The 23,871-nt window shown below is 65.9% G+C and carries 21 protein-coding genes, 1 tRNA gene and 1 pseudogene; 11 read left to right on the top strand and 12 right to left on the bottom strand.

The features are described from left to right. Nucleotides 1–58 precede the first annotated feature (58 nt). Nucleotides 59–1,054 (top strand): LysR family transcriptional regulator, encoded by a 996-nt coding sequence (locus P4826_RS18745; protein ID WP_317701852.1) that lies wholly within the window; start codon nucleotides 59–61, stop codon nucleotides 1,052–1,054. Between the two features lie 61 nt (nucleotides 1,055–1,115). Here the strand turns inward: P4826_RS18745 and P4826_RS18740 are convergent, their stop codons facing one another. Further along, complete coding sequence (locus P4826_RS18740; RefSeq protein ID WP_317701851.1) at nucleotides 1,116–1,640, bottom strand: carboxymuconolactone decarboxylase family protein; 525 nt, start codon at nucleotides 1,638–1,640, stop codon at nucleotides 1,116–1,118. Between the two features lie 732 nt (nucleotides 1,641–2,372). Here P4826_RS18740 and P4826_RS18735 point away from each other — a divergent pair. After that, entirely contained in the window at nucleotides 2,373–3,344 is a 972-nt protein-coding gene (locus P4826_RS18735; protein ID WP_317701850.1) for an IS5 family transposase, read from the top strand. Nucleotides 3,345–3,616: 272 nt separating this feature from the next. Here P4826_RS18735 and P4826_RS18730 read toward each other — a convergent pair. Further along, a pseudogene (locus P4826_RS18730) lies at nucleotides 3,617–4,644 on the bottom strand (IS110-like element ISPa29 family transposase). A 165-nt stretch (nucleotides 4,645–4,809) separates the two neighbouring features. Between P4826_RS18730 and P4826_RS18725 the strand changes: the two are divergent. Both P4826_RS18725 and P4826_RS18720 read left to right on the top strand, forming a co-directional pair. Beyond that, complete coding sequence (locus tag P4826_RS18725) at nucleotides 4,810–5,088, top strand: type II toxin-antitoxin system RelE/ParE family toxin (RefSeq protein WP_317701849.1); 279 nt, start codon at nucleotides 4,810–4,812, stop codon at nucleotides 5,086–5,088. Beyond that, nucleotides 5,088–5,381 (top strand): HigA family addiction module antitoxin, encoded by a 294-nt coding sequence (locus P4826_RS18720; RefSeq protein ID WP_317701848.1) that lies wholly within the window; start codon nucleotides 5,088–5,090, stop codon nucleotides 5,379–5,381. The genes P4826_RS18725 and P4826_RS18720 overlap by 1 nt, the downstream gene beginning before the upstream one ends. Here the strand turns inward: P4826_RS18720 and P4826_RS18715 are convergent. The 4 genes from P4826_RS18715 to polA form a co-directional block, all read right to left on the bottom strand. Next, nucleotides 5,378–6,463 carry an IS630 family transposase gene (locus tag P4826_RS18715; RefSeq protein WP_317701847.1) on the bottom strand — a complete coding sequence of 362 codons (1,086 nt, stop codon included), beginning with the start codon at nucleotides 6,461–6,463 and terminating at the stop codon, nucleotides 5,378–5,380. The two genes, P4826_RS18720 and P4826_RS18715, sit on opposite strands and share 4 nt — an antisense overlap. A gap of 148 nt (nucleotides 6,464–6,611) precedes the next feature. Further along, nucleotides 6,612–6,914 carry an AzlD domain-containing protein gene (locus P4826_RS18710; protein WP_317701846.1) on the bottom strand — a complete coding sequence of 101 codons (303 nt, stop codon included), beginning with the start codon at nucleotides 6,912–6,914 and terminating at the stop codon, nucleotides 6,612–6,614. Further along, complete coding sequence (locus P4826_RS18705; RefSeq protein ID WP_317701845.1) at nucleotides 6,911–7,618, bottom strand: AzlC family ABC transporter permease; 708 nt, start codon at nucleotides 7,616–7,618, stop codon at nucleotides 6,911–6,913. Before P4826_RS18705 ends, P4826_RS18710 begins: the two co-directional genes overlap by 4 nt. Next, the gene (gene polA, locus P4826_RS18700) at nucleotides 7,615–10,374 is read right to left on the bottom strand and encodes a DNA polymerase I (RefSeq protein WP_317701844.1); all 2,760 of its coding nucleotides are present in this window, start codon (nucleotides 10,372–10,374) and stop codon (nucleotides 7,615–7,617) included. Before polA ends, P4826_RS18705 begins: the two co-directional genes overlap by 4 nt. Nucleotides 10,375–10,417: 43 nt before the next feature. On the opposite strand from polA, the gene P4826_RS18695 reads away from it, so the two are divergent. From P4826_RS18695 to P4826_RS18680, 4 genes are all read left to right on the top strand, one after another. Beyond that, nucleotides 10,418–10,897, top strand: coding sequence for a hypothetical protein (locus P4826_RS18695; protein ID WP_317701843.1), 480 nt, complete (start codon nucleotides 10,418–10,420; stop codon nucleotides 10,895–10,897). Nucleotides 10,898–10,929: 32 nt separating this feature from the next. Continuing rightward, the gene (locus P4826_RS18690) at nucleotides 10,930–11,295 is read left to right on the top strand and encodes a hypothetical protein (protein WP_317701842.1); all 366 of its coding nucleotides are present in this window, start codon (nucleotides 10,930–10,932) and stop codon (nucleotides 11,293–11,295) included. A 74-nt stretch (nucleotides 11,296–11,369) separates the two neighbouring features. Next, on the top strand, nucleotides 11,370–12,323 hold the full coding sequence (locus tag P4826_RS18685; protein WP_317701841.1) for a homoserine kinase: 954 nt from the start codon (nucleotides 11,370–11,372) through the stop codon (nucleotides 12,321–12,323). Between the two features lie 49 nt (nucleotides 12,324–12,372). Further along, nucleotides 12,373–13,200, top strand: coding sequence for a BPSS1780 family membrane protein (locus P4826_RS18680; RefSeq protein WP_317701840.1), 828 nt, complete (start codon nucleotides 12,373–12,375; stop codon nucleotides 13,198–13,200). Nucleotides 13,201–13,342: 142 nt separating this feature from the next. On the opposite strand, the gene P4826_RS18675 is transcribed toward P4826_RS18680, so the two are convergent. The 3 genes from P4826_RS18675 to P4826_RS18665 form a co-directional block, all read right to left on the bottom strand. After that, entirely contained in the window at nucleotides 13,343–14,830 is a 1,488-nt protein-coding gene (locus P4826_RS18675) for a GGDEF domain-containing protein (protein ID WP_317701839.1), read from the bottom strand. A 327-nt stretch (nucleotides 14,831–15,157) separates the two neighbouring features. Next, on the bottom strand, nucleotides 15,158–17,215 hold the full coding sequence (locus P4826_RS18670) for a PhoX family protein (protein ID WP_317701838.1): 2,058 nt from the start codon (nucleotides 17,213–17,215) through the stop codon (nucleotides 15,158–15,160). Nucleotides 17,216–17,361: 146 nt separating this feature from the next. Further along, nucleotides 17,362–19,773 carry a UvrD-helicase domain-containing protein gene (locus P4826_RS18665; RefSeq protein WP_317701837.1) on the bottom strand — a complete coding sequence of 804 codons (2,412 nt, stop codon included), beginning with the start codon at nucleotides 19,771–19,773 and terminating at the stop codon, nucleotides 17,362–17,364. 34 nt (nucleotides 19,774–19,807) lie between these two features. Here P4826_RS18665 and P4826_RS18660 point away from each other — a divergent pair, with 34 nt between their 5' ends. From P4826_RS18660 to P4826_RS18650, 3 genes are all read left to right on the top strand, one after another. Further along, nucleotides 19,808–20,494 carry a hypothetical protein gene (locus P4826_RS18660; RefSeq protein WP_317701836.1) on the top strand — a complete coding sequence of 229 codons (687 nt, stop codon included), beginning with the start codon at nucleotides 19,808–19,810 and terminating at the stop codon, nucleotides 20,492–20,494. Between the two features lie 204 nt (nucleotides 20,495–20,698). After that, a complete protein-coding gene (locus P4826_RS18655) occupies nucleotides 20,699–21,676 on the top strand; it encodes a GMP reductase (RefSeq protein ID WP_317701835.1) in 978 nt (325 codons plus the stop codon). Nucleotides 21,677–21,759: 83 nt separating this feature from the next. Then, nucleotides 21,760–21,835 (top strand) — tRNA-Lys (locus tag P4826_RS18650). A gap of 202 nt (nucleotides 21,836–22,037) precedes the next feature. On the opposite strand, the gene P4826_RS18645 is transcribed toward P4826_RS18650, so the two are convergent. Genes P4826_RS18645 through P4826_RS18635 form a run of 3 tightly spaced genes read right to left on the bottom strand, consistent with a single transcriptional unit; the run spans nucleotide 22,038 to nucleotide 23,868 of the window. Beyond that, nucleotides 22,038–22,652, bottom strand: a complete 615-nt coding sequence (locus P4826_RS18645; RefSeq protein WP_317701834.1) for a hypothetical protein — start codon at nucleotides 22,650–22,652, stop codon at nucleotides 22,038–22,040. Nucleotides 22,653–22,690: 38 nt separating this feature from the next. Beyond that, the gene (locus tag P4826_RS18640) at nucleotides 22,691–23,149 is read right to left on the bottom strand and encodes a hypothetical protein (protein ID WP_317701833.1); all 459 of its coding nucleotides are present in this window, start codon (nucleotides 23,147–23,149) and stop codon (nucleotides 22,691–22,693) included. Nucleotides 23,150–23,193: 44 nt separating this feature from the next. After that, nucleotides 23,194–23,868 (bottom strand): hypothetical protein, encoded by a 675-nt coding sequence (locus P4826_RS18635; RefSeq protein WP_317701832.1) that lies wholly within the window; start codon nucleotides 23,866–23,868, stop codon nucleotides 23,194–23,196. Between the last annotated feature and the right edge of the window lie 3 nt (nucleotides 23,869–23,871).

Raw genomic sequence — 23,871 nt, 5'->3', positions numbered from 1 at the left:
ACAGGCTTCGTATCTCACCCATAATAAAAAAATATGGATAAGTTCTTGCACATCGGCCATGCGCCTTGACCTTCGCGCCTTGCGCAGCTTCGTCGCGGTCGCCTCGGCCGGCTCGATTTCATCGGCGGCACAGAGCCTGCACATCGCCCAGCCCGCACTGAGCGTGCAGATCAAGCAGCTGGAGGAGCAGTTGGGCGCGGCGTTGTTCGACCGGCACCCGCGCGGCGTGGTGCCGACGGCCGTCGGCGAGCGCCTGCTGGGCCATGCGGTGGAAATACTGCGGCGCGTGGACGTGGCCTACGACGACGTGCGCCAAGCGGTGGACCAGCCCAGCGGCCGGGTGGCGATTGCGCTGCCGCAATCGGTGGCCAATTTCGTCACCGTGCCGCTGGTGCAGGCGGTAGTGCGCCAGTGGCCCCTGATCCAGCTGCAGATGGTGGAGCTGAGCTCGGGCTATATCCCGCAGCAGCTGCTGCACGGCCTGGTCGACATCGGCATCACCTTTGGCGTCGAGGACGACGCGCGCATGCGCTTCACGCATGTGCTGCAGGAGGATCTGGTGTTCATCACCACGGCCCAGCAGCTGGCGCAGTACCAGGGCGCCTCGGCCGGTGGCACCGCCCACGTGGCCTTACCCGACGTGGCGCGCTTTCCCCTGGTACTGCCGACGACGACGCAAAGCCTGCGCCGCGTGCTCGACGCCTATATGGTCAAGGCCGGCGTTGCGCCGCGCATCGTGGTCGAGGTCAACACCATCCACGAGATCCTGGCCCTGGTGGCCGCCGGCATGGGATCGACGATTCTGTCGTTTGCCGCCGTCAGCGACCTGCTGGCCGCCGGGCAGTTGCTGGCCCTGCCCATAGCCCGCCCGGCGATGTCCCGCTCCATCTACACCTGCCGCTCGGCCACCCTGCCAATGTCGATCGCGGCAACCAAGGTGCACGAGCAATTGCTCGCCACCATCACCGCGCTGGCGTCCAGCCGCCGCTGGCCGCAGGCCACGGTGATGCTGGACCGCCCACCAGGCGATGGCAGCGCCGGGCCACCGGGCTGAAAACCCGGTCTCCGGTCACAGCATCCTGCCCGCCCGGCGGTCAGCGCCTGCCCCAGGGCCGTCAACGGGCGTCGTGCGAATGGATCTGCAGCGCCTCCAGGAAGCGCGAAACCATGTTGTAGGCCGCCACCGTGGCCGTCAGCTCCACCAGGCGCCGCGGCTCGAAATGCGCGGCGACAAAGGCGAAGACCTCGTCGCTCACCTGCACCTGCCGCGTCATCGCGTCGGTGTAGGCCAGCACGGCGCGCTCGCGCGCATCGAACAGCGGGCAGTCCTGCCAGTGGGGCAGCGCGTCCAGCTTGGCCTGCGAAACGCCTTCACGCAGCGCGATGGGCGCGTGCTGGTCGGCCTCGTAGGGTGCGTGGTTGAGCTGCGCCACGCGCATGATGACCAGTTCGCGCAGGTCGCCCGGCAGGCTGGACTTCTGGCGTATGGCCGTGAGGTAGCCGAGCCAGCCCTCGGCCACCGGCGCGCTATGCAGCAGCATCTGGTAGAGGTGCAGGACACTGCCGCGCTCGGCGGCGATACGGTCGGCCAGCGGGCGCGCGGCGGCGCTGGTGCAGTCGGCGTAGGGGATACGGGCCATGGGGTGCTCTCCACAAATCGGGGGGAAAGTGTGCACTGCGGATCGGGATGGGATGCCATCAGTGGGCGTGGCGGCGATCGACCCTGAGCAGCCAACCAATTACAAGCCGCAAAACTGTCACCTCATGAGCACCGCACCCCATTGCCCAGATTTTTTCCCCAGTACTCAGGTTATTGTTAGTATTTGTAACGCATTCGCTCACGAATCTGCCCCGGCAACCGTGTGGCGCGAAACGCAGGAGGGCGGCGGGTTTCATGGCTGAATTTAGTACTGTGTTTTTGTACAACATAGCGACTGACAAGCCAGGCTGCAAGCCCCTCGCAACCGTTTCTGCGCACCAACTTAGACTGCCGCATCAAGATATAGTCTGCGGGTTGGTGTGGTCTACATTACTACAAGGGCTTCCCCACCTTTGCAAGCAATACCTCTCCCTGGGTTGATCGCACAGCGATCAACCCAGGCATGGTTTTCGTCAATTTCAGATCAGCTCCCAGCCTTGTGCATGCAGCGCGTCGATGCTTCTTGGCAAACGGTGCGGACGGCGTGACTACAAACGGTCATTACGCTGCCTTCTGGTTGGCAGCAAACCCTGATGAAAGACGCGCGCCGGGGGCTCCATTCGTTAGTCGGGCTTTGGGATGGCTCCCATGAGTCCCCTTGAGTTAAGGAAATCCTGCAAAACCTCCCCATTTGTCTGGTAGCTGTCAGCCACCGCTGGCATCCTCAGCATCTATGAAGCAAATTGGCCTCGCCCTGAACCTGAGCACGCGCCAGACCCGCAAGCAAGTCTTTCTCGAACAGATGGAGCAAGTCGTGCCCTGGCAAGACTTGGTGCAGCTGATCGCCCCGTACTACCCCCAGGGCAGGAACGGGCGCCCGCCCTTTGAGCTGCAGACCATGCTGCGCCTGCACTTCTTGCAGCAGTGGTTCAAGCTGTCGGACCTGGGGATGGAGGAAGCCTTGTTTGACACGCCCCTGTACCGGGACTTTGCCCAGCTCGATGCCCACGGGCGGCTGCCTGACGAGAGCACCATCTTGCGCTTTCGCCACCGACTGGAGCGCCACAAGCTGGCCGAGCAGATGCTGGCCACCGTCAACGACCTGCTGTGCGCCAAAGGCCTGCAGCTCAAGGAAGGCACCATCGTGGATGCCACCTTGATTGCCGCGCCGAGCTCAACCAAGAACAAAGACAACGCGCGAGACCCCGAGATGCATTCGAGCAAGAAGGGCAACCAGTGGTACTTCGGCATGAAGGCCCATATCGGCGTGGATGCCGACAGCGGCCTGGTGCACACCGTGCGCTGCACCTCGGGCAACGTCGGCGACGTGGTCGAAGGCAACAGCCTGCTGCACGGACAGGAGGTGCAGGTCTTTGGCGACGCTGGCTACCAGGGAGCGGACAAACGCGCCGATGCGCCTAACGACGTGCCGTGGCACGTTGCCATGGGGCCGGCCAAACGCAAGGCATTGGACAAAGAACACAGTGCTGTAGATGCTCTGGTCGATCAGCTCGAGCGCGTGAAGGCGCAAATCCGCGCCAAGGTGGAACACCCGTTTCGCGTCATCAAGCGCCAGTTTGGCTACACCAAGGTGCGTTATCGAGGCCTGAAGAAAAACACCCTGCAGATCGTGACGTTGTTTGCGCTCTCGAACCTGTGGATGGCGCGCCATCAGTTGATGCAGCAGCAAGGAGCACGGGGATGAGTGCGCCCGAAAACAGGGCGCGGGCCGCCAAAAGCGGCAAAAAGCCCTGTTTCAAGGGCAAAAGGCAGGGGAAACTGCCGAAATCAACTCAAGTTTGCACCATCTGAAAAATAGCCCAGGCGTAGCACGCCTGGGGATGGGTTGTTCAGGGCATCCTTAACCGAGCATTCCCCGGCGCAGGTCCTTGCCTTTTGCACATCAACGACTGCCTTCACGCGGCGGATTTCTGATCTGTCAGCTTGTTCTGGTGTCTGTTGCGTAGCCGGCCCAGCTCACGCGGGCATCTTGAAGGCCTCCCCGCGCTGCAGCACGGCCCAGCACATGCGGGCGTTCTTGGCGGCAATGGCCACCACGGCGCGCCAGTAGCCCCGGCGCTCGGCCAGGCTGCGGGCCCAGCGGCTGATGGGGTCTTGCTTGGGCGTGCGGGTATTCATGGCAGCGGCAAGCACCGCTCTGGCTCCCATCACCAGCAGGCTGCGCAGGTAGGCGTCTCCGGCTTTGGTGATGCGTCCCAATCTCTGCTTGCCGCCCGAGCTGTATTGCCCGGGCACCAGGCCCAGCCAGGCGCTGAAGCTGCGCCCGCAGGCGAAGTCGTGGCCATTGCCCACGGTGCTGATGAGTGCCATGGCGGTGGTCGGGCCAATACCGCCGAGTTGCATCAACTGCTGCGCCTGGGTGCTGTGGCGGGCCATGAGGGCGATGTGGCGGTCGTACTCGGCGATGCGTTCATCAAGCCGGGTGACTTCACTCAAGAGATCGCCGATGACAGTGTTGGCCCAGCCGGGCAGCTCTTCGAGGCGTGCCAGCGCTTCACGGCGCACGGTGGCGGCTTTGAGGGGCAGCACCAGCCCCAACTCCGAGAGCAGACCCCGAATGCGGTTGAGCGTGGCGGTGCGTTGTTCCACGGATCCCTGGCGGGTGCGGTGCACCATGACTGGCCTTGCTGCTCGATGCTCTTGTGGGGCACGAAACGCATCTGGGGGCGGGTGACGGCTTCGCAGATCGCTGCGGCATCGGCCGCGTCGTTCTTGCCGCGTTTGCCCGAGAGGCGGTAGGGGGCGACGAACTTGGGGGCCATCAGCCGCACGGTGTGGCCGAGCTTCTCGAATTCCCGGGCCCAGTGGTGGGCGCCGGAGCATGCCTCCATGCCGATCAGGCACGGGGGCAAGGTGGCGATGAGTTCCAGCAGGTTGCTGCGCGCTACGCTCGGGCGCACGAGGGCTGGCTTGCCTGCCGCATCCACGCCGTGTACGGCAAAGACGTTCTTTGCCAGGTCGATTCCTACGGTTACGATGGTCATGGACTTCCCCTTCCAATGAAACAAGCGTGTTGATGAGAGATTGCACTTCCCATCGTGGCACTTTGATGCCGTTCTGCGCAAATACGCGCTGCGCTTGGGACGGGGAAGTCCCTTTCATTCGTTGGACTGCTTGTTGCGTAGTGCGCAACATGATACAGTCTCACAATGATCAAGTCGTTCCGGCATAAAGGGCTGCGTCGGTTCTTTGAGAGCGGCAATACCTCTGGCGTTCAGGCGGTGCACGCCAAACGGCTGCGGCTGCAAATGGCCGCTTTGGACACGGCCAGAGTCATTGAGGACATGGATATTCCCGGGTTCCGCCTTCACCCTTTGAAGGGCGAGATGAAAGGCCGCTGGTCAATCACTGTCAATGGCAACTGGCGTGTGACATTCGAGTTCCAAGACGGAAACGCTTACGTGCTGGACTATGAGGATTATCACTAATGAGCATGCACAATCCTCCTCACCCTGGTGAGTTCATATCTGGCGTCTATCTTGAGCCCAACAATATTAGTGGGCGAGAGCTTGCCGAGAAGCTCGGCGTTTCTGCTTCCACGCTCAGCCGGGTTCTCAACGGTTCCAGTCGCGTGACGCCGGAAATGGCGCTACGCCTTTCCAAGGCCATTGGCCGTTCTGCTGAAAGTTGGCTTGCCATGCAGGACATGTATGACCTTTGGGTCGCTCGCCAACACGTGGATTTGCAAGGTGTCAGCAAACTGCGCCTAGCCGCACTCTAGTGTAGTGTTCCATTCTGTTTGGAGCTTAATCGGCTATTGGCCCGAATGACCTTCTGCAGGATGTCGCGGGCGCTCTTGGTCCAGATGAACGGTTTGGGGTTGGTATTGTGATGTGCCACGTATTCATCAATGGCGGCCACCAGCTGCGGCACGCTGGTGAATACGCCGCGGCGCAGCCGTTCTGTGGTCAGGTCACGAAAGAAACGCTCGACCATGTTCAGCCACGACGCCGAGGTCGGCGTGAAGTGCATGTGAAAGCGCGGGTGCTTGGCCAGCCAGTCCTGCACCACCGGGTGCTTGTGCGTGGCGTAGTTGTCGGCGATCAGGTGCAGCGTTTTGTCCTTGGGTGTCTCGCGGTCGATCTGCTTGAGGAACTTCAACCACTGCACATGGGTGTGGCGCTGCTGGCATTGGCTGATGACTTGGCCATCGAGCACGTTGAGCGCCGCAAACAATGTGGTCGTGCCGTGGCGCTTGTAGTCGTGCGTCATCGTCTGCGCACGCCCCTTCTTCAGGGGCAGTCCCGGCTGCGTGCGATCGAGCGCCTGCACCTGGCTCTTCTCGTCGCAGCACAGCACCAGGGCATGCTCAGGCGGGGACATGTACAAGCCCACGATGTCTTCGAGCTTCTGGGCAAACTGGGGGTCACGCGAGACCTTGAAGCTGTGCACCAGATGCGGCTTGAGCCCGTGCGCATGCCAATGGCGCATCACGGTGCTGGCGCTGACGCCCAGCAGCGTGCCCATCTTGCGTGTGCTCCAGTGCGTGATCGCTTCGGGGCTGCTCTGGGTTGTCAACTGCACCAGCTGGGCCACGTCCACCTTTACCGGCGGCGCGCCGCGTGGCAAGTCGCGCTCGATAGCCTTGATGCCGCCTTGCAGGTAGCGCTCGCGCCAGCGCGCCGGCTGCATGCGACCGATGCCCAGTTGCGCGGCAATATCCTTGTTGTTCAGGCCCTGGTCTGCCAGCAAGATGATGCGTGCGCGCTGCGCCAGACGTACGCTCGTCAGGCCCGAGCGCCAAAGCTTCGTCAACGCCGCACGCTCTTCATCCGTCAATTCGATCTTTGGCGCAACTCGCATGGATTGGCTCCCTTTCAAGCTCCAGTTGAGCATGGGATACCAGCCGACTTTTTAAGTTCAATCAAGAATCGAACACTACACTAGGGCAGGCGTTGAGCGGCCGCCTTGCTGCTTGAGCGAAGACCGCGCCTGGCCGAATGCAGCCCCCTCACACCCACCGCACCACCCCTGCCGCCCCCGCCCCCAGGAGCACGACGAGCAGGAACGGCGCGCGCAGCCACAGCGCCAGCGCGGCCACGGCCAGGGCTGCCAGGCGGGCGTCCAGCACCAGCGCCGCCCCGCTGGCAAACGTGTTCATCACCGTCAGCGATGCCAGCAGCGCCACGGTAAGGGCCCCGGCCACGCGCAGCATGCGCGGGCTGTGCAACCAGCGGGCGGGAATGGCGTAACCGGCGAGCTTGGTGGCGAACGCGCAGGCGCAGGCCAGCAGGATGGCGCTCCACAGGCTCATGGCGCGCGGTCCTCCCCGGCCGCAGGCGGCGCGGGCCGCAGCCAGCCCCAGGCCGCGCCGACGGCGGCGGCCAGCAGGATGGGCAGGCCCGGCGGCACCTGCGGAATGGCCAGCGCCGTCACCAGGCCGCAGGCCAGCGCCAGCGCGATGGGCTCGCGCCCCTGCAGGCGCGGCCACAACAGGCCCAGAAAGGCCGCCACGGCCGCGCCGTCCAGCCCGAAGCGGCGCGGGTCACCCAGCGCGTCGCCCAGCAGCGCGCCCAGCAGCGTGAAGGCGTTCCACAGCACGAAGACGCCGACGCCGGCAGTCCAGAAGCCGCGCCGCTGCTCGTCGGGCTGGGCCTGGCCCAGGGCCGTGGCGGCCGACTCGTCAATGGTGATCTGCGCCATCACCACACGGCGCCAGCCGCGCGGGGTAAACAGCTGCTGCATCTGCATGCCATAGACGCCATTGCGCACCCCCAGCAGGGTCGCCGCGCTCAGAGCTGCAGCGCCGCCGCCGCCCCCGGCAATCACGCCGATGAAGGCGAACTGCGAGCCGCCGGTAAACATTAGCAGGCTGAGCGCCATGGCCTGGGCCACGGTCAGGCCCGCGGCCACGGCCAGGGCGCCAAACGAGATGCCGTACAGCCCCGTGGCCAGGGCGATGGACAGGCCCATGCGCACGGCGGGGGTGAGCCGCGGCGCCGCTTCGCTATGCCTCAATGCGCCTGCTCCCAATTCGGCCCCACGCCCACCTCGGCCAGCAGCGGCACTTTCAGCTGCGCCACGCCGGCCATCAGGCGCGGCACCTCCAGGCGCAGCCAGTCCACCTCGGCTTCGGGCAGCTCGAACACCAGTTCGTCGTGCACCTGCATGATCATCAGCACCCCGGGCTTTTGCGCGTCCAGCACCTGCTGCACGGCCACCATGGCCTTCTTGATCAGGTCGGCGGCCGTGCCCTGCATGGGGGCGTTGATGGCGGCGCGCTCGGCCGCGGCGCGACGCGGGCCGTTAGGGGAGTTGATCTCGGGCAGCACCAGGCGCCGGCCGAACACGGTCTCGACATAGCCGCGCGCCTTGGCCTGGGCCTTGGTTTCCTGCATGTATTGCCACACGCCGGGGTAGCGCTGGAAGTAGCGGTCTATGTAGTTCTTGGCGGCCTGGTTGTCTATGCCAAGGCTCTTGGCCAGGCCGTAGCTGCTCATGCCGTAGATCAGGCCGAAGTTGATGGTCTTGGCGTAGCGGCGCTGCTCGCTTGACACTTGATCGACGGCCACGCCGAACACTTCCGATGCGGTGGCGCGGTGCACGTCCAGGCCGTCGTGGAAGGCGCGCAGCAGGGCTTCGTCGCCGCTGATGTGGGCCATGATGCGCAGCTCGATCTGGCTGTAGTCGCAGCTGGCGATGACGCGGCCCGGCGGGGCGATGAAGGCCTCGCGAATGCGCCGGCCCTCGGCCGTGCGCACGGGGATGTTCTGCAGGTTCGGGTCGTTGCTGGACAGGCGCCCGGTGACGGCCACGGCCTGGGCGTAGTGGGTGTGCACGCGGCCGGTGCGCGGGTCGGCAAGTTGACTGAGCTTGTCGGTGTAGGTGCTCTTGAGCTTGGCGAGGGAGCGGTGCTCCAGCAGCTTGGCCGGCAGGGGGTAGTCCTCGGCCAGCTTTTCCAGCACCTCCTCGTCGGTGCTGCGCGCGCCGGTGGCGGTCTTCTTGACGACGGGCATGCCCAGCTTGTCGAAGAAGATTTCGCCCAGTTGCTTCGGGCTGCCTAGGTTGAACGGCTGGCCGGCGATGTCGTAGGCCTCTTTTTCGAGCTGCAGGATGCGCTGGCCCAGGGCGTGGCTCTGGCTGGCGAGCTGCTGCGCGTCTATCAGCACGCCGTTCCTCTCGATGCGGAACAGCGTTTCGCTGCAGGCGATCTCCAGTTCGTAGATGGCGCGCAGTTTTTCATCGTTCTCAAGCTGTGGCCAGAGCACGCGGTGCACGTCCAGGGTCTGGTCCGAGTCCTCGCAGGAATAGGCCGCCGCCTTGTCCACCGGCACCTGCGCGAACGGTATCTGCTTGGCGCCCTTGCCGCACAGGTCTTCGTAGCTGATGCCGCTGCGTCCCGTGTGGCGCTCGGCCAGGCTGGTCAGGCCGTGGGGCTTGTGCACCTCCAGCACATAGCTTTGCAGCATGGTGTCGTGGGCGTAGCCGCGTACCTCAACGCCGTGGTTGGCAAACACATGGCGGTCGTACTTGATGTGCTGGCCCAGCTTCAAGCGCGCCGGGTCTTCCAGCCAGGGTTTGAGGCGCGCCAGCACCTCGGCCAGCGGCAGCTGCGCGGGCGCGTCCGGGCCTTCGTGTGCCAGCGGGATGTAGGCGGCGGCCCCCGGCTCCACGCTGAAGGAGATGCCGACGATGGCGGCGCGCAGCTCGTCCAGCGAGGTGGTTTCGGTGTCTATGGCCACCAGCGGTGCGGCCTGGATGCGGGCCAGCCAGGCATCGAGCTGCGCCCAGGTCAGGATGATGTCGTAGGCCACGTCGCGCCGCTGGGCCTGGACGGCAACGGTGCTGGCGTCGGGCTGGGCAAACAGGTCGCCGCTGGCCGGCTGCGCCTGGGGCTCCAGCGCGCGCGCCAGGCTCTTGAAGCCGTATTTTTGATAAAAATCGGCCAGTTCGCCCGTCTGTTCTGCGCCAACAGCTATCGAATCAAGAGCAGGCAAACCCGCCACATGATCGGCCAGCTCGCAGTCGGTCTTGATGGTGACCAGGCTGCGCGCCGTGGGCAGCCAGTCAAGCGCGCCGCGCAGGTTCTCGCCTGCCACGCCCTTGATGGCGCCGGCGCTGGCCACCAGCGCGTCCAGCGAGCCGTATTCCATGAGCCACTTGGCAGCGGTCTTGGGGCCGACCTTGGGCACGCCCGGCACGTTGTCCACGGCGTCGCCCACCAGGGTCTGGAAGTCCACCATCAGCGCGGGCGGCACGCCAAACTCGGCCGTCACCCCGGCCACGTCGCGGCGCTTGCCGTTCATGGTGTCGATGATGGTGATGCGCTCGTCCACCAGCTGGCTCAGGTCCTTGTCGCCGCTCGATATCACCACGCGCAAGCCCTGGGCCGCGGCCGTCTTGGCCAGCGTGCCGATGACGTCGTCGGCCTCCACCCCGGCAATCGCCAGCACCGGCCAGCCCAAGAGGCGCACCACCTCGTGGATGGGCGCGATCTGCGCGCGCAGGTCGTCGGGCATGGGGGAGCGGTTGGCCTTGTAGTCGGCGTAGATGTCGTCGCGGAAGGTGGGGCCGCTCGCGTCGAACACGCAGACCGCGTAGTCGGCCGGCACCTCTTTCTTGAGCGCCTGCAGCATGTTGATCATGCCGCGTATGGCCCCCGTGGGGCTGCTGGCCGGGTCGCCCGGCACGGCGCGCAGGTCGGGCATGGCGTGGAAGGCGCGGTACAGGTAGCTGGAACCATCGACCAGCACCAGGGTTTTGGATTCACTCATGGGGAGATTGTGCACATAAGCCCGCGGCAAAACCTGCACAATCATGGGCCTCGACGGCGGCGCCATGGGGCGCCGCGCCGAGCCATTCACGCATTCTCCCGCCATGAAATACATCGTTGCACTGCTGGCCTGCGCCGCCTCCACCCTGGCCCTGGCCGATAGCGAATTCAAGAACGTGCCGCCGCTGCTGCACAAGTCCATCCAGCACGGCGGCGTGACGGCGGCGCAGTTCGACGGCGGCGTGCTGCGCGCGCAGCTGAACAAGGCCGAGGTCACCGAGCTGGTCTACCAGACCTTCGTCTTCCACAACATCTGCGCCCGCGAGTGGTATGAGCCGCAGCAGTTCGCCAGCCTGGGCCTGGCCCGCGTGGAGCTGCTCAACGCCAAGGGCGACCAGGGCTTTGCCTTCGACACGCGCGGCAACGTCTGCACCGAGATGGGCCGGCTGGGCAAGAACTTCCGCACCTTCATAAGCCAGTACACCGTGGCCTGCACGGCCAGCGGCTGCCCGCCGCAGCGCTGACCCGCGCCCTGCCACGACCTACAATCGGCGCCATGCGCGCCGTCTACCCCTTTCTGCTGCTGGCCATCGCCAGCGCCCCCGCCCTGGCACAAAATACAAGCCAAAACCCGTCTCAGACCAATACCACTGAGCGCGGACAGCTATCAACACAAGAGCAAAAAGCCGATGACCGGCGCGAACCGCGCGTGGAGCGCATCGTGGTCGAAGACGCCGGCAGCCGCGTCGATGAGCTGCGCGTGGGCGGCCAGACGCAGCACATCACGGTGCAACCCAAGACCGGCACGCCCCTGCCCGCCTACGAGGTGCGCGCCAATGATGGCGCGCGCGCGCGGCCCGGCAACTTCAACCAGTCCGACTCGGTGACCGCGCCACGCGTGTGGAACCTGCGCCAGTTCTGACCTCCCGCGCCCATGCCGCCACCACCGGCGGCTGCGCCGCCCTCCCGCCGCCGCACGTTTCTTTCTGCTGACCCATGGCCGTTTACACCGAAGTCTCGAACAAAGAGGCGCGCGAGCTGCTGCGCCGCCTGCAGCTGGGCAAGCTGCTCACGCTGCGCGGCATAGAGGGCGGCATTGAGAACACCAACTACTTCGTGACCAGCGAAGCGGGCGAATATGTGCTGACGCTGTTCGAGCGCCTGAGCGCCGAGCAGCTGCCGTTCTACCTGCACCTGATGCACCATCTGGCGCACCACGGCATCCCCGTGCCCGACCCACAGGCGGACAAGTACGGCGAGATCCTGCACCAGGTGGCCCTCAAGCCAGCCGCCCTGGCCACCAAGCTGCGCGGCAAGAGCCAGCTGGCGCCACAGGCCGTGCACTGCACCGCGGTGGGCAACATGCTGGCGCGCATGCACCTGGCCGCGCGCGACTACGAGCGCCAGCAACCCAATCTGCGGGCCTTGCCCTGGTGGAACGAGACCGTGCCCGTGGTGCTGCCGCACATTGGCCCGGAACAGGCCGAGCTGCTCACATCCGAGCTGGCCTACCAGAACCATGTGGCTGCCGGCAGCGCCTACGCCGCGCTGCCGCGCGGGCCGATACATGCCGACCTGTTCCGCGACAACGTGATGTTCGAGGGCGAGGAGCTCACCGGCTGCTTCGACTTCTACTTCGCCGGTGTCGATACCTGGCTCTTTGACCTGGCCGTGTGCCTGAACGACTGGTGCATCGATCTGCCCACCGGCCGGCACGACGAGCAGCGCGCCGCCGCCCTGCTGGCCGCCTACCAGGCCGTGCGCCCGCTCACGGCGGCCGAGCGCGAGCTGCTGCCGGCCATGCTGCGCGCCGGCGCACTGCGCTTCTGGCTGTCGCGCCTGTGGGACTTTTACCTGCCGCGCGAGGCCAGCATGCTCAAGCCCCACGACCCCACGCATTTCGAACGCGTGCTGCGCGAGCGTGTGCGGCACCCGATGCACCTGTTGTGATGGCCCAGGGCTGCAACCTCATAGTCCCCTCGGGTACAGTCGCCGCACCATGAAACTGAACATCGTCCCCGCGCGCACGGGCCTGCAATGGGTACGCCAGGGCATCACCGTGTTCTGGCGCCAGCCCATGGCCCTGTCCGCGCTGTTTTTCATGACCATGGCCGCCATGTCGCTGGCCACGCTGCTGCCGCTGGTGGGCCCCGCCGTGGCACTGGCGCTGCTGCCGTCGGCCACGCTGGCGATGATGGTCGCCGCGGCCGAGGCCAGCCAGAACCGCACGCCCACACCGGCCTTGATGCTGGTGGCCTTTCGCACCGGCAAGCAGCGCCTGAACGCCATGATGAGCCTGGGCGCCATGTATGCCGTGGGCTTTCTGGGCGTGATGGGGCTGTCGGCCCTGATCGATGGCGGCGAATTCGCGCGCGTCTACCTGGGCGGCGCGCCACTCACGCGGGAGGTGGCCGAGTCCGGCGACTTCCAGGCCGCCATGTGGCTGGCCATGCTGCTGTACGTGCCGCTGTCGCTGCTGTTCTGGCATGCGCCGGGCCTGGTGCACTGGCACAACGTGCCGCCCGTGAAGGCGCTGTTCTTCAGCATCGTCGCCTGCTGGCGCAACTTTGGTGCCTTCACGGTGTATGGCCTGTCCTGGCTGGGCGTGTTCCTGGCGGCGGGCCTGGCCATGAGCCTGCTGGTCACGCTGCTGGCCGCCGTGGGCATTGGCGCGAGCATGGCCGGCGGCATCATGGTGGCTACGGCGATGATGCTGGCGGCGATGTTCTTCACCTCGGTGGTGTTCACCTTCCGCGACAGCTTTGCGCCGCCCGACGCGCAGACGGACGGCGACGAGCCGGCCCCGGGCGCAGATCCATCGCACTGAACCATTGCCCTATCGTCCGGGCAGCAAAGGACTGACCGCCGTCCCGGCAAAGGCCGCGATCCCGGGATGCCATTGGCCAGCGTGAACGCTGGATACCAGCCTTCGCCGCGATGACGGGCGCCAACCACCGCTGCTTGCCGCGTCAACGCAACACCACCGCATGCACGCGGTCACGCCCGGCATGCTTGGCGGCGTACAGCTGCTCGTCGGCCTGGGCCAGCAGCTGCGCCGCATCCGCCTTGCCGCCAAGCAGCGTGGCGACGCCTATGCTCAGCGTGAGGTGCGGGGGACTGGCCAGCTCGTTGGGCAGGGCCATGCTGCTCACGCCCTGGCGGATGCGCTCGGCCAGCATCTGGGCGTCGGTGGCCGAGGTTTCGGGCAGCAGGCAGACAAACTCCTCGCCGCCGTAGCGCGCCGCCAGGTCGGTGGCACGGTTCACCGAGGTCTTGAGCACCCGCGCCACGGCGCGCAGGTAGTCGTCGCCAATGGCGTGGCCATAGCGGTCGTTGACATGCTTGAAATGGTCCAGATCCACCATCAGCAGGCTCAGCGGCGCAGCCGTGCGCTGCTGGCGTGCATGTTCGCGCAGCAGCGCATGGTCAAACTGCCGGCGGTTGGCCAGGCCCGTCAGCCCGTCGGTCTGGCTCTGCCTTTCCAGCTCCTGGTTGACCGCCTGCAGAGCCTGCTGCTGCTGCAGGATGTGCTCGTTGCTGGCCGCCAGCAGGCGCGCCAGGCGGCGGTAGCGGTAGAGCAGTGCCGCAAGCACCACGACCAGCACCAGAGCCCCCGCGCCCGCGGTCAACACCACCAGGTGCCAGCTGCGCTGGATCACATAGCGCTGGATGAACTGACGCTCGCCGTCCTCGTGCTCGGCCACCGCGGCGGATATGTCCAGCACCGCCAGGTAGCGGTCAAAGGCCTGCACGATCTGCTGGTTGCGTGGCGAGGGCTGGAAGTAAAAGCCGTAGACCCGCGGCGCATCGTGCAGGGTATGGACCACGGTCAGGTCAAAGTACTCGTGCTGGTAGCGCTTTTCTTCAAACACCGCCTTGCTGAACAAGGCCAGGTCGATGCGGCCATCGCGCAGGGCCTGAAACAGTGCCTCGCTGGTCACGTCGTCAATGACCACCAGCCGATCGGACGCCATCACCGTCTTGAGGAGGCTCTCGGACGCCACGCCCTTGAGCACGCCCACGCGGTAGGGCGCCAGGTCGGCCAGGCCGCGGATCTCCGGGCGCCAGTCCTTGCGCGCGATGACGGCGTAATGGCTTTCGTAGAACGGCCGGGTGAAGATGCCGCGCGCGGCGCGTTCGCTGTTCGCGCTCAAGGGCAGCAGGACATCGGCCTGGCCTTCCTGCACCAGGCGGATTTTTTCAGCGATGGACAGGTCCCGCCGCTGAATGATTTCATAGCGCAGCCCCAGGCGCTCGGTGATGAAGCACCACACATCCACGCCGATGCCGGAGTAGCCATCTTGCGGGTCGTGGCGCGCCATCGGGGGCGCGTCCAGGGGCAGCACGCGCAGCGGCGCCATGGCGCGAAACCCGGCCAGCTCCTGGGCGCTGAACTCCACCGGCTGCGTCAGTCGCACCTGACCACCGCAGGCCGCCAGGGCCGGGAGAGAGGCCATTGCCACCCAGGCAACGCACAGCGCGAGCCAGACACCAAGCCCACGCCGCCCGGGGCGGTGCGGCAGCCGCACGGGAGTCCAATGTCGCCTCTGACCCATGAAAAAAATTCGCCAGGAGTTCCGGAAACCGCACCCAAAGATGAAGCAGATGGCCAGCCGTTCAACGGGCCGCCACCACGCCGCTGGGATTGTGCCACCGCACCTTGCGCGCGCCATGGGGGCAAACGCAAGCCAAAAGCGCCAACAGAGCTGCCACGCATGGGCGTGGCAGCTCCCTGGTCGGTACCGCCGACCGCATGGCTCGCTGGGCCATGCTGCTCACGCGGGTCAAACGCCGATCGCACCCCCATCGGCCTTCTGGATGACCACGGTGGCTGCCCGCGGGCGCACCGTGCCCGTGGGCGCCAGCGTGGCGTCACTGCTGCCATAGGCGGGCCAGTTGCCAGGGTGCTGCACGTTCAGGAAGATGGTCTTGAAGTCCGGCGTGCAGGCAAAGCCGGTGATCTCGGCCGCGTTCGGGCCGACGAAGAAGCGGCGCAGATCACCCTGGTTGGCGGCGTTGATGGCCGGCCCCGGGCCCTTGTGCTCGGCCAGCGCGCCGGGGATCACCGCCAGCATCTGGTCGTTGGTGGCCCGGGCGACAGCGTTGTTGCGCCCGCCGTCGATGCCGTTGTCGGTCTGTATCCACAGGATGCCGCGCGCGTCGAAGGCAATGCCGTCGGGGCTGGCCAGCTGGTTCAGCGCGCTCAGGCCGGAGCGGTTGGTCTCGGCCGCGGCGCCAGCATCGGAGCCGAACACGAAGATCTCCCAGCGGAAGCTGTTCGCGCCCGCGTCGTCGTGCCAGCGGATGATGTGGCCGTTGACGTTGTTCAGGCGCGGGTTCGCCGCGTTCGTGCCCGTGCCGGCATTGCGGCTGCTGTTGTTGGTCAGCGTCAGGTACACGTCGCCATTCGTCGGGTGCACGGCTGTCCATTCGGGACGATCCATGGGGGTTGCGCCCATGAAATCGGCCGCGCCGCGGGTGTTGATCAGGATTTCATCGAGCGTGGCGTACCTGCTGCCCAGCCGCGTACCGTCCTTGCCCACGCTGTCGGGCGTGAGCGGCAGCCAGCTGCCCGTGCCATCGTCGTTGAAGCGGGCGACATAAAGCGTGCCCTTGTCCAGGTACTTGGCGCCCACGGCGAGGCGATCCGTGCGCCTGGCATCGGCAGCATCCCAGGCGGCATCGGACACATAGCGGTAGATGTATTCGAAGCGCGAGTCGTCGCCGGTATAGAAGGCCAGCGGCTTGCCTGCCTGGGGCAGGCCGTAAGCCGCCCCCTCATGGGCAAAGCGGCCCATGGCCGTGCGCTTGGTGGCAATGCTGCCGGGGTCGTAGGGGTCGATCTCCACCAGATAGCCAAAGCCGTTGACCTCGTTGCGCCAGTCGCTCAAGGCGTCCGCGCCCGATGGCGTGACGTTGAAGCGCGCGAACTCGCCCTGCGCTTCGCTGCCGTCCCCGGAGGCGGTTTCCCATTGGTAGCGGCCCTTGCTGGTGGAAACGCCCACGCGCTTCTGGTGCGCGGGCTGGTTGGCCTTGTCGGTGTTGACGAAGCAGGCGGCCCAGTTCTCCTCGGCCGTGAGGTAGGTGCCCCAGGGGGTCGTGCCGTTGCCGCAATTGTTGTTGGTGCCGCGAACCTGCCTGCCGGTGGGCGAGAACGGCGTCTTGACCCAGTCGGTGCCACTCACAGGGCCGGCCAGGGCCATGGGCGTGGCGGAGGTGAAGCGTCGGTTGTACCTCGAGTTCTTGACGATGGCCCAGCTGCCGCCGCTCTTGCGGATATGCATCACGGCGACGCCATGGGCGTTGATCTCCTTGCGCACCTCCTCGGCCGGGCGCTTGCCGCCGACCATGGTGGGGCCGGCGGGGTGCAGGGCCTGCTCGTCGATGTATTCGTGGTTGACGACCAGGATGCCCTCGGTGGAGCTGCCCTCCAGCGCAAAGTAGTGCATGCCATCGTGGTGCATGCCCGTGGAATGGAGCAGGTCTGTCGAGCTGTTGTTGCCGTCCTTGTCCCATTCGGCGGCGTTGTCGTTGAGCGGCGTGCCCCAGGGGCCCAGCACATGGGCCACGTAGCCAGCGGGCACCACGCAGGCATCGGTCATGGAGGCGGGCAGGGACTCAAAGCCGAGCTTGAGACCGGGCGCTGGCACGGGAGCCGGCGCGTTGCCCTGGCCGTCACCGCCGCCACATGCGGCCAGCCCGGTGCCGGTCAGCAGGGCCAGGGCGGCGCTCAGGCCGCCGCGGGCGACCGTGCGGCGCGACAGCCTGGCCTGCAGGATGGCGCTGAACGGAACATTGTCGGCATGGTTGCGAACCACCTTGTCGGAAACAGACTTGCTCATGAGAGCCACACTCCTCGCGTTGTGAAACATGGATTGGAGTGCTCAGTCTAGAAATCGCTTGTGACGCCGGCGTGACAGCAGCAAGGGCACGCAGGCAGCGCCCCGATGCCATGCGCACAGGCGGGCACGGCCCGGCGCGGGCTGGGTTATTCCACGATGGTCAGCTTGGCCACCGCCAGCGCCAGCCACTTGGTGCCATGGCGCGGAAAGTTGACCTGGGCACGGGCGTCGTCGCCAGCTCCCTCCAGGGCCAGCACCTTGCCCTCGCCGAACTTGGTGTGGAACACCGCCAGGCCCACGCGCAGGCCATGCGCCGGAGCCTCCTTGCGCGGCGGCACGGGCGGGCTGGTGAAGGCCTCTGATTTGAAGCCAGATTGGCCTCTAGCGCCCGACTGATAAGCGCCAACAGCTCTCATATCAGGAGCATAACTGGCAAACCCCTGCTGCCTGGGCGTGAGCCACTTCAGGCATTCCTCGGGCAGTTCGTCGAAGAAGCGACTCCTGAGGTTGTAGCGCGTCTGGCCGTGCAGCAACCGGGTCTGCGCGTGGCTCAGATACAGGCGCGCTCTTGCCCGCGTGATGGCCACGTACATCAGGCGGCGTTCTTCCTCCAGGCCGCCCTGGTCGCTCATGGCGTTCTGGTGCGGGAAGAGTTCCTCCTCCAGGCCACCGATGAACACGCAGTCAAACTCCAGGCCCTTGCTGGCGTGCACGGTCATCAGCTGCACGGCGTCCTGCCCGGCCTGGGCCTGGTTGTCGCCGGCCTCCAGCGCGGCGTGGGTCAGGAAGGCGGCCAACGGCGACAGGGTCTCACCGGTGTCGGCATCGACCAGGGGCTGGTTCAGCAGCGGCGCGTTCGGGTCCAGCCCCTGGCTGGCCGGGCTTTGCGTGAGCGGCGCGCCGGTTTCATCGATCGGCAGGGCCACGGCGTCCTTGCCAAAGCCCTCCTGCGTGACAAAGCTCTCGGCCGCACTGATGAGTTCATCCAGGTTCTCCAGCCGGTCGGCGCCTTCCTTTTCGTTGCGATAGTGCTCGATCAGGCCGCTGGCCTGCAGCATCTGCCCGATGATGGCGCGCAGGTTCTGCCCCTGGGTCTGCTCGCGCAGCACGTCGATCATGGCCACAAAGGCGCCCAGGTTGGCGCCGGCCTTGCCGCTGATGCTGCTAACGGCGTCGTGCAGCGAGCAGCCGATCTGGCGCGCGACATCCTGCAGCGATTCCAGCGAGCGCGCCCCTATGCCGCGCGCCGGAAAGTTGACCACGCGCATGAAGCTGGTGTCGTCGTGCGGGTTCTCCAGCAGGCGCAGATAGGCCAGCGCGTGCTTGATCTCGGCGCGCTCGAAGAAGCGCAGGCCGCCATACACGCGGTACGGCACGGCGACGTTGAACAGCGCCGATTCGATGACCCGGCTTTGCGCGTTGCTGCGGTAGAGCACGGCGATCTCGCTGCGCGTGGCCGTGCCACCCTGCACCAGTTGCCTGATCTCGTCCACCATCCACTGCGCCTCGGCCAGGTCGCTATTCGCCTCGTACACGCGCACCGGCTCGCCCGGGCCTTGGCTTGTGCGCAGGTTCTTGCCCAGGCGCTTGCTGTTGTGCGCGATGAGCGCGTTGGCCGAATCCAGGATGTTGCTGTAGCTGCGGTAGTTCTGCTCCAGCTTGATCTGCCGCTCTACGCCAAACTCGCGCACGAAGTCCTGCATATTGCCCACGCGCGCGCCGCGGAAGGCGTAGATGCTCTGGTCGTCGTCGCCCACGGCGATCACGCTGCCCCGGGTTTGCAGGCGGCCATCGACCATGTCGCCCGCCAGCAGCTTGAGCCAGGCGTACTGCAGCTTGTTGGTGTCCTGAAACTCGTCCACCAGCATGTGGGCAAAGCGCCGCTGGTAGTGCACGCGCACCGGGTCGTTGTCGCGCAACAGCTCGTAGCTGCGCAGCATCAGCTCGCCAAAATCCACCACGCCCTCACGCTGGCATTGCTCCTCGTAGAGCTGGTACAGCTCGACCTTATTGCGCGTGTCCTCGTCACGCACCGGCACGTCACGCGGGCGCAGGCCCTCTTCCTTGCAGCCGGCAAAAAAGTAGGCCAGCTCCTTGGGCTTGAAGCGCTCCTCGTCCACGTTGAACTGCTTGCACAAACGCTTGACGGCCGAGAGCTGGTCCTGCGTGTCCAGAATCTGAAAAGTCTGCGGCAGGCCGGCGAGCTTGTGGTGCGCGCGCAGCAGGCGGTTGCACAGGCCGTGGAAGGTGCCTATCCACATGCCGCGCACGTTGATGGGCAGCATGGCGGAGAGGCGCGTGAGCATCTCCTTGGCCGCCTTGTTGGTGAACGTGACGGCCAGGATGCCGCCGGGCGCGGCCTGGCCGGTCGAGAGCAGCCAGGCGATGCGCGTGGTCAGCACGCGCGTCTTGCCCGAACCGGCGCCGGCCAATATCAGCGCATGGCCGGCGGGCAGGGTGACGGCGGCGAGTTGTTCGGGGTTGAGACCGTGCAGCAGCGGCGCGGCCTGGCCCGATGGCGGCACACCGGCGCCGGAAAGCGAATCTTGTGGGAGCATGGTGGAATTGTAGGAAGCCCACCGGAACCCACCGATGAAAACCCCTGCCCTGATCGCTGCCGGCCTGTGCGCGCTGCCGCTGGCCGGCGCCCTCGCCCAGCCCTGCAGCAGCGACCACACGCCGCGGCCGGCTGCGTTGTTCGAGCGCTTCGTCAGCGCCGATTGCGCGACCTGCTGGAGCGAGCCGCACACGCCCGCGCCGGGGCCGTCGGCCCTGGTGGTGGACTGGATCGTGCCCACGCCCTCGGGCGACGATGCGCCGCTGTCGTCCGCTGCCACTGCCGATGCGCTGGCGCGCCTGCAGGCCCTGGCGCGCGCCGCGCCGGCCGGCACGGATGTCCATACCGACTCGCTCATCACCGCGCCCGGCAGCCTGCGCGTGGCCATGGGGCCGGCCGTCAACGACTACGTGGGCACCATCATCCGCTTCAGCCCGCCACCCAAGGCGCGCCCGCCGCTGCGCTTCTGGCTGGTGCTGGTGGAGCAACTGCCGGCCGGCGCCGAAGCCAGTCCCGTCGCGCGCCATGTGGTGCGCAATGCCTGGCACGGCGAATGGCCCGGCGGTGCGCTGTCGGATCTGCGCCCCATGCGCATTCCCGACGGCGCCGATGTCGAGCGCCTGGGGCTGCTGGGCTGGGTGCAGGACGCTGCCGGGCGCACCGTGGCCGCAGCGCAGGCGCTGTGCGCCGGCCAGCCGGTCCCCCTGCCGCGCCCCGAATAGACCCCGCGACCTTCTGCACATCCTGCGCACCCGTACAATCAATCACCGGGCCCAAGTTTCTTGACGCCCGGTTTTTTTTCGCCTGTGCAAACAGGGTTCGGCGCCGCCAGCTGCGGCAGTGCCCGCAAAGCCGGAGCCCAAGCCAAGCGCCCCACGCCAGTGCAATCCTGCCCTGGTGACCTTTTCTAAGGAGCTTGGAACCTCATGGAAATCTTCGACTACGACAACATCCTGCTGCTGCCACGCAAGTGCCGCGTGCAAAGCCGATCCGAATGCGACGCCAGCGTGGAACTGGGCGGGCGCCGTTTCAAACTGCCGGTGGTGCCGGCCAACATGAAAACCGTGGTGGACGAAAAAATCTGCGCCTGGCTGGCCCAGAACGGCTACTTCTACGTCATGCACCGCTTTGATCTGGACAACGTGCGGTTCGTGCGCGACATGCGCGCCCAGGGCTGCTTTGCCTCGATCTCGCTGGGCATCAAGCAGGCCGACTACGACACCGTCGATCGCCTCAAGGCCGAAGGGCTGACGCCCGAGTACATCACCATCGACATCGCCCACGGCCACTCCGACAGCGTGCGCGACATGATCGGCTACCTCAAAAAACACCTGCCGCAGTCCTTCGTCATCGCCGGCAACGTGGCTACACCCGAGGCAGTGATCGACCTGGAGAACTGGGGCGCCGACGCCACCAAGGTGGGCGTGGGCCCGGGCAAGGTCTGCATCACCAAGCTGAAAACCGGCTTTGGCACGGGCGGCTGGCAGCTGTCGGCCATGAAGTGGTGCGCGCGCGTGGCCACCAAGCCCATCATTGCCGACGGCGGCATCAGAAGCCACGGCGACATCGCCAAGAGCATCCGCTTTGGCGCCACCATGGTCATGATTGGCTCGCTGTTCGCGGGCCACGAAGAGTCCCCCGGCCATACCGTGGAGGTGGACGGGGAGCTGTACAAGGAGTACTACGGCTCGGCCAGCGACTTCAACAAGGGCGAGTACCGGCATGTGGAGGGCAAACGCATCCTCGAACCGATCAAGGGCAAGCTGGCCGACACGCTGACCGAGATGGAGCAGGACATCCAAAGCTCCATCAGCTACTCGGGCGGCAAAAAACTCATGGACATCCGCAAGGTGAACTACGTGATCCTGGGCGGCGACAACGCGGGCGAGCACCTGCTGATGTGAATTTTTTGCCATCTTTTCTGGAGGCACCCAAACTTGGTGCATAATTCGCGGCTGTGCTGCATTGCAGCGCCTCTGAAAAGAGAGGGCTCTTAGCTCAGTTGGTAGAGCAGCGGACTCTTAATCCGTTGGTCGAAGGTTCGAATCCTTCAGGGCCCACCAATACAGCAAAGGAAAGCGCGCTATCAAACCGGTAGCGCGCTTTTTTCTTGGTGACAGTCTGGTGACAGTTTTGGGCTCGATGAACATCTTGACTGCTTGATGGCGCTCCCCTGATTTTCATTTTTCGCGGACGTGAAAATTCGATGAACCGGCCCGTTACCCCGTCGCCACCTGCCCGCGTCTTGACTCCCCCCTCCCGGCCTCAGCCGCGCCGCACAGCCCCCAGCTTGGCATTCAGCCGCCCCAGCATTTGCGCAACCCCTGCCAATGTCTGCTGCATGTAGGCGTCGTGCTGGGCCTGCAATCGATAGAACGTGCGCCAGTGCATGCCCTTGGGCTTGGGCCCATTGCCGTTGAGAAACCCCGGCTCCCAGTCCAATCGATCCCGCAGTTTGTTGACCTGCCGCGTCGCCCGGTCGCTGGTGGTTTCGCGCTCGCTGCGATAGGCCAGGCGGTAGCAGTGCCTGCATGCTGGTGTCTTGCCGATGTAGAGGATGGCGCAGCGCTTGCCGCAGGTGGGGCACAGCCACCATGCACGGGTGCCGCCGTAGGTGCATGGGGTGCGCTCCAGATAGGCCGGGCAATGCACGTCCTGCCAGTCCCCGCCCGCTGGCCGGTGCCGGTAGGTGAACCGCACCAAATCCGCTTGCACCGACATACCAATGCTGGAAATGACCTCCCCGTTGCGTGTCCACTGCCGGTTGTACGCCATGCCCGGTTTCAGGTGGCCCTCGCGGTGCAGGCGTCGCACGTCAACCTGTCGCATATCCCCGGTGCAGTCCTTGCCGCCGTGCCTGCCACTGCCAAAACCGCCCATGCTGGTTTCCTTTCGCGCTCAAAGTTTTTCCCAAACCATCAAGGAAGTTTGGTTGCTGTTTCATCGTCGGAATTGGCACGAACCCGCGCCGGTGCTGGCTTCGCAGTGGTTTCCGGTGTCGGCAACTTGCGCACCAGTTCCGCCGCGATGGCGTCCTGAATGTCGGCTTCGCGCGCCTCGCTGCCAGCCAGTAGCGGGAATTTTTCTTGATGGATCAGTGGGCGTGCCAGGCGTTCGGCCAATGGGTCTTTGCTGCTCCATTGGTTGACCTGCACCGTCAACGCCGTGGGTGCACTGGCCGATGCCTTGCCTACCAGGTACTGAGCCAGCCAGGCGCGCGCCTGGGCATCGCCGCCTTTGGCCAGTTGCAGCGCCCCGGCGACTACATCGCGCCAGTCGTCCAGGGTCACGATATCCAGTAGCGCCGCCATGTAGTCGCCCTCGGTGCGCCGGTGGGTGCCCATGCCCCGAATCAGCCCTTGCTTTGCTTTCGCCATCGTCGATTTCCTTTCCGATCAGGTCTTGTGTCAGATAGCAGTTGTCAGATAGAGGACTCAGCCAGGTAGGCCGCCCACAGTGCAGCCCCCGCTGGGCAGCGCTCGCCGTAGCCCCGGCCCGCACACTGGCAGGCGTTGCACTGGGCATGGTGGGCCAGGTAGGCCCGATCCAGCTCCCGCCATGGCGCAGTAGGCGAACGGTCGGGGCTGCTGGCCTGGGGCTGCACTGGATCAGGTGCTGTTGGTGGGTCTACTGATGCGGCCACGAATGGCGGCGCAGTGGCCGGTAGGGCAGCCGCCGCAAAGCCTGGGCAGCGCTGCGCCTGCATGGCCATGGCGCGCGCCAGGCCCGCATCGCCAGCACGAACAGCTACACCAGCCGATTGCCAATTGCCGCAGCGCCAGTGCCCATTGGTTTGCAGGTGCCGACACTCCATGCATGCGTGCATGCCGTCACCCTCACGATCACACTGCACCAGGGTATCGGCCAGCCGCTCGGCTTCGCTGTCGCTTGCCCCACGTCGCACGAACAGCGCCGCGCGCCGGTTGAACAGCTCTATCTCGCTGGTGTTCCAGGCGCTGCTGTGCGGCCAGCAATCGCTGTCGGGGTCGGGGGCTGCATCGTTCGCGGCCTGCTGCGGTTTTTGCGGTTCTGCGGTTTTTGAACCAGCCGGGTAGGTGCTGGGGGGCTGCGGTTTTTGCGGTTCTGCGGTTTTCAACCC

Source organism: Diaphorobacter limosus (genome assembly GCF_033100095.1).
GTDB lineage: Bacteria > Pseudomonadota > Gammaproteobacteria > Burkholderiales > Burkholderiaceae_C > Alicycliphilus > Alicycliphilus limosus.
The sequence above is the reverse complement of the archived record's forward strand: the minus strand, read 5'-3'. Positions and strand labels throughout refer to the sequence as shown.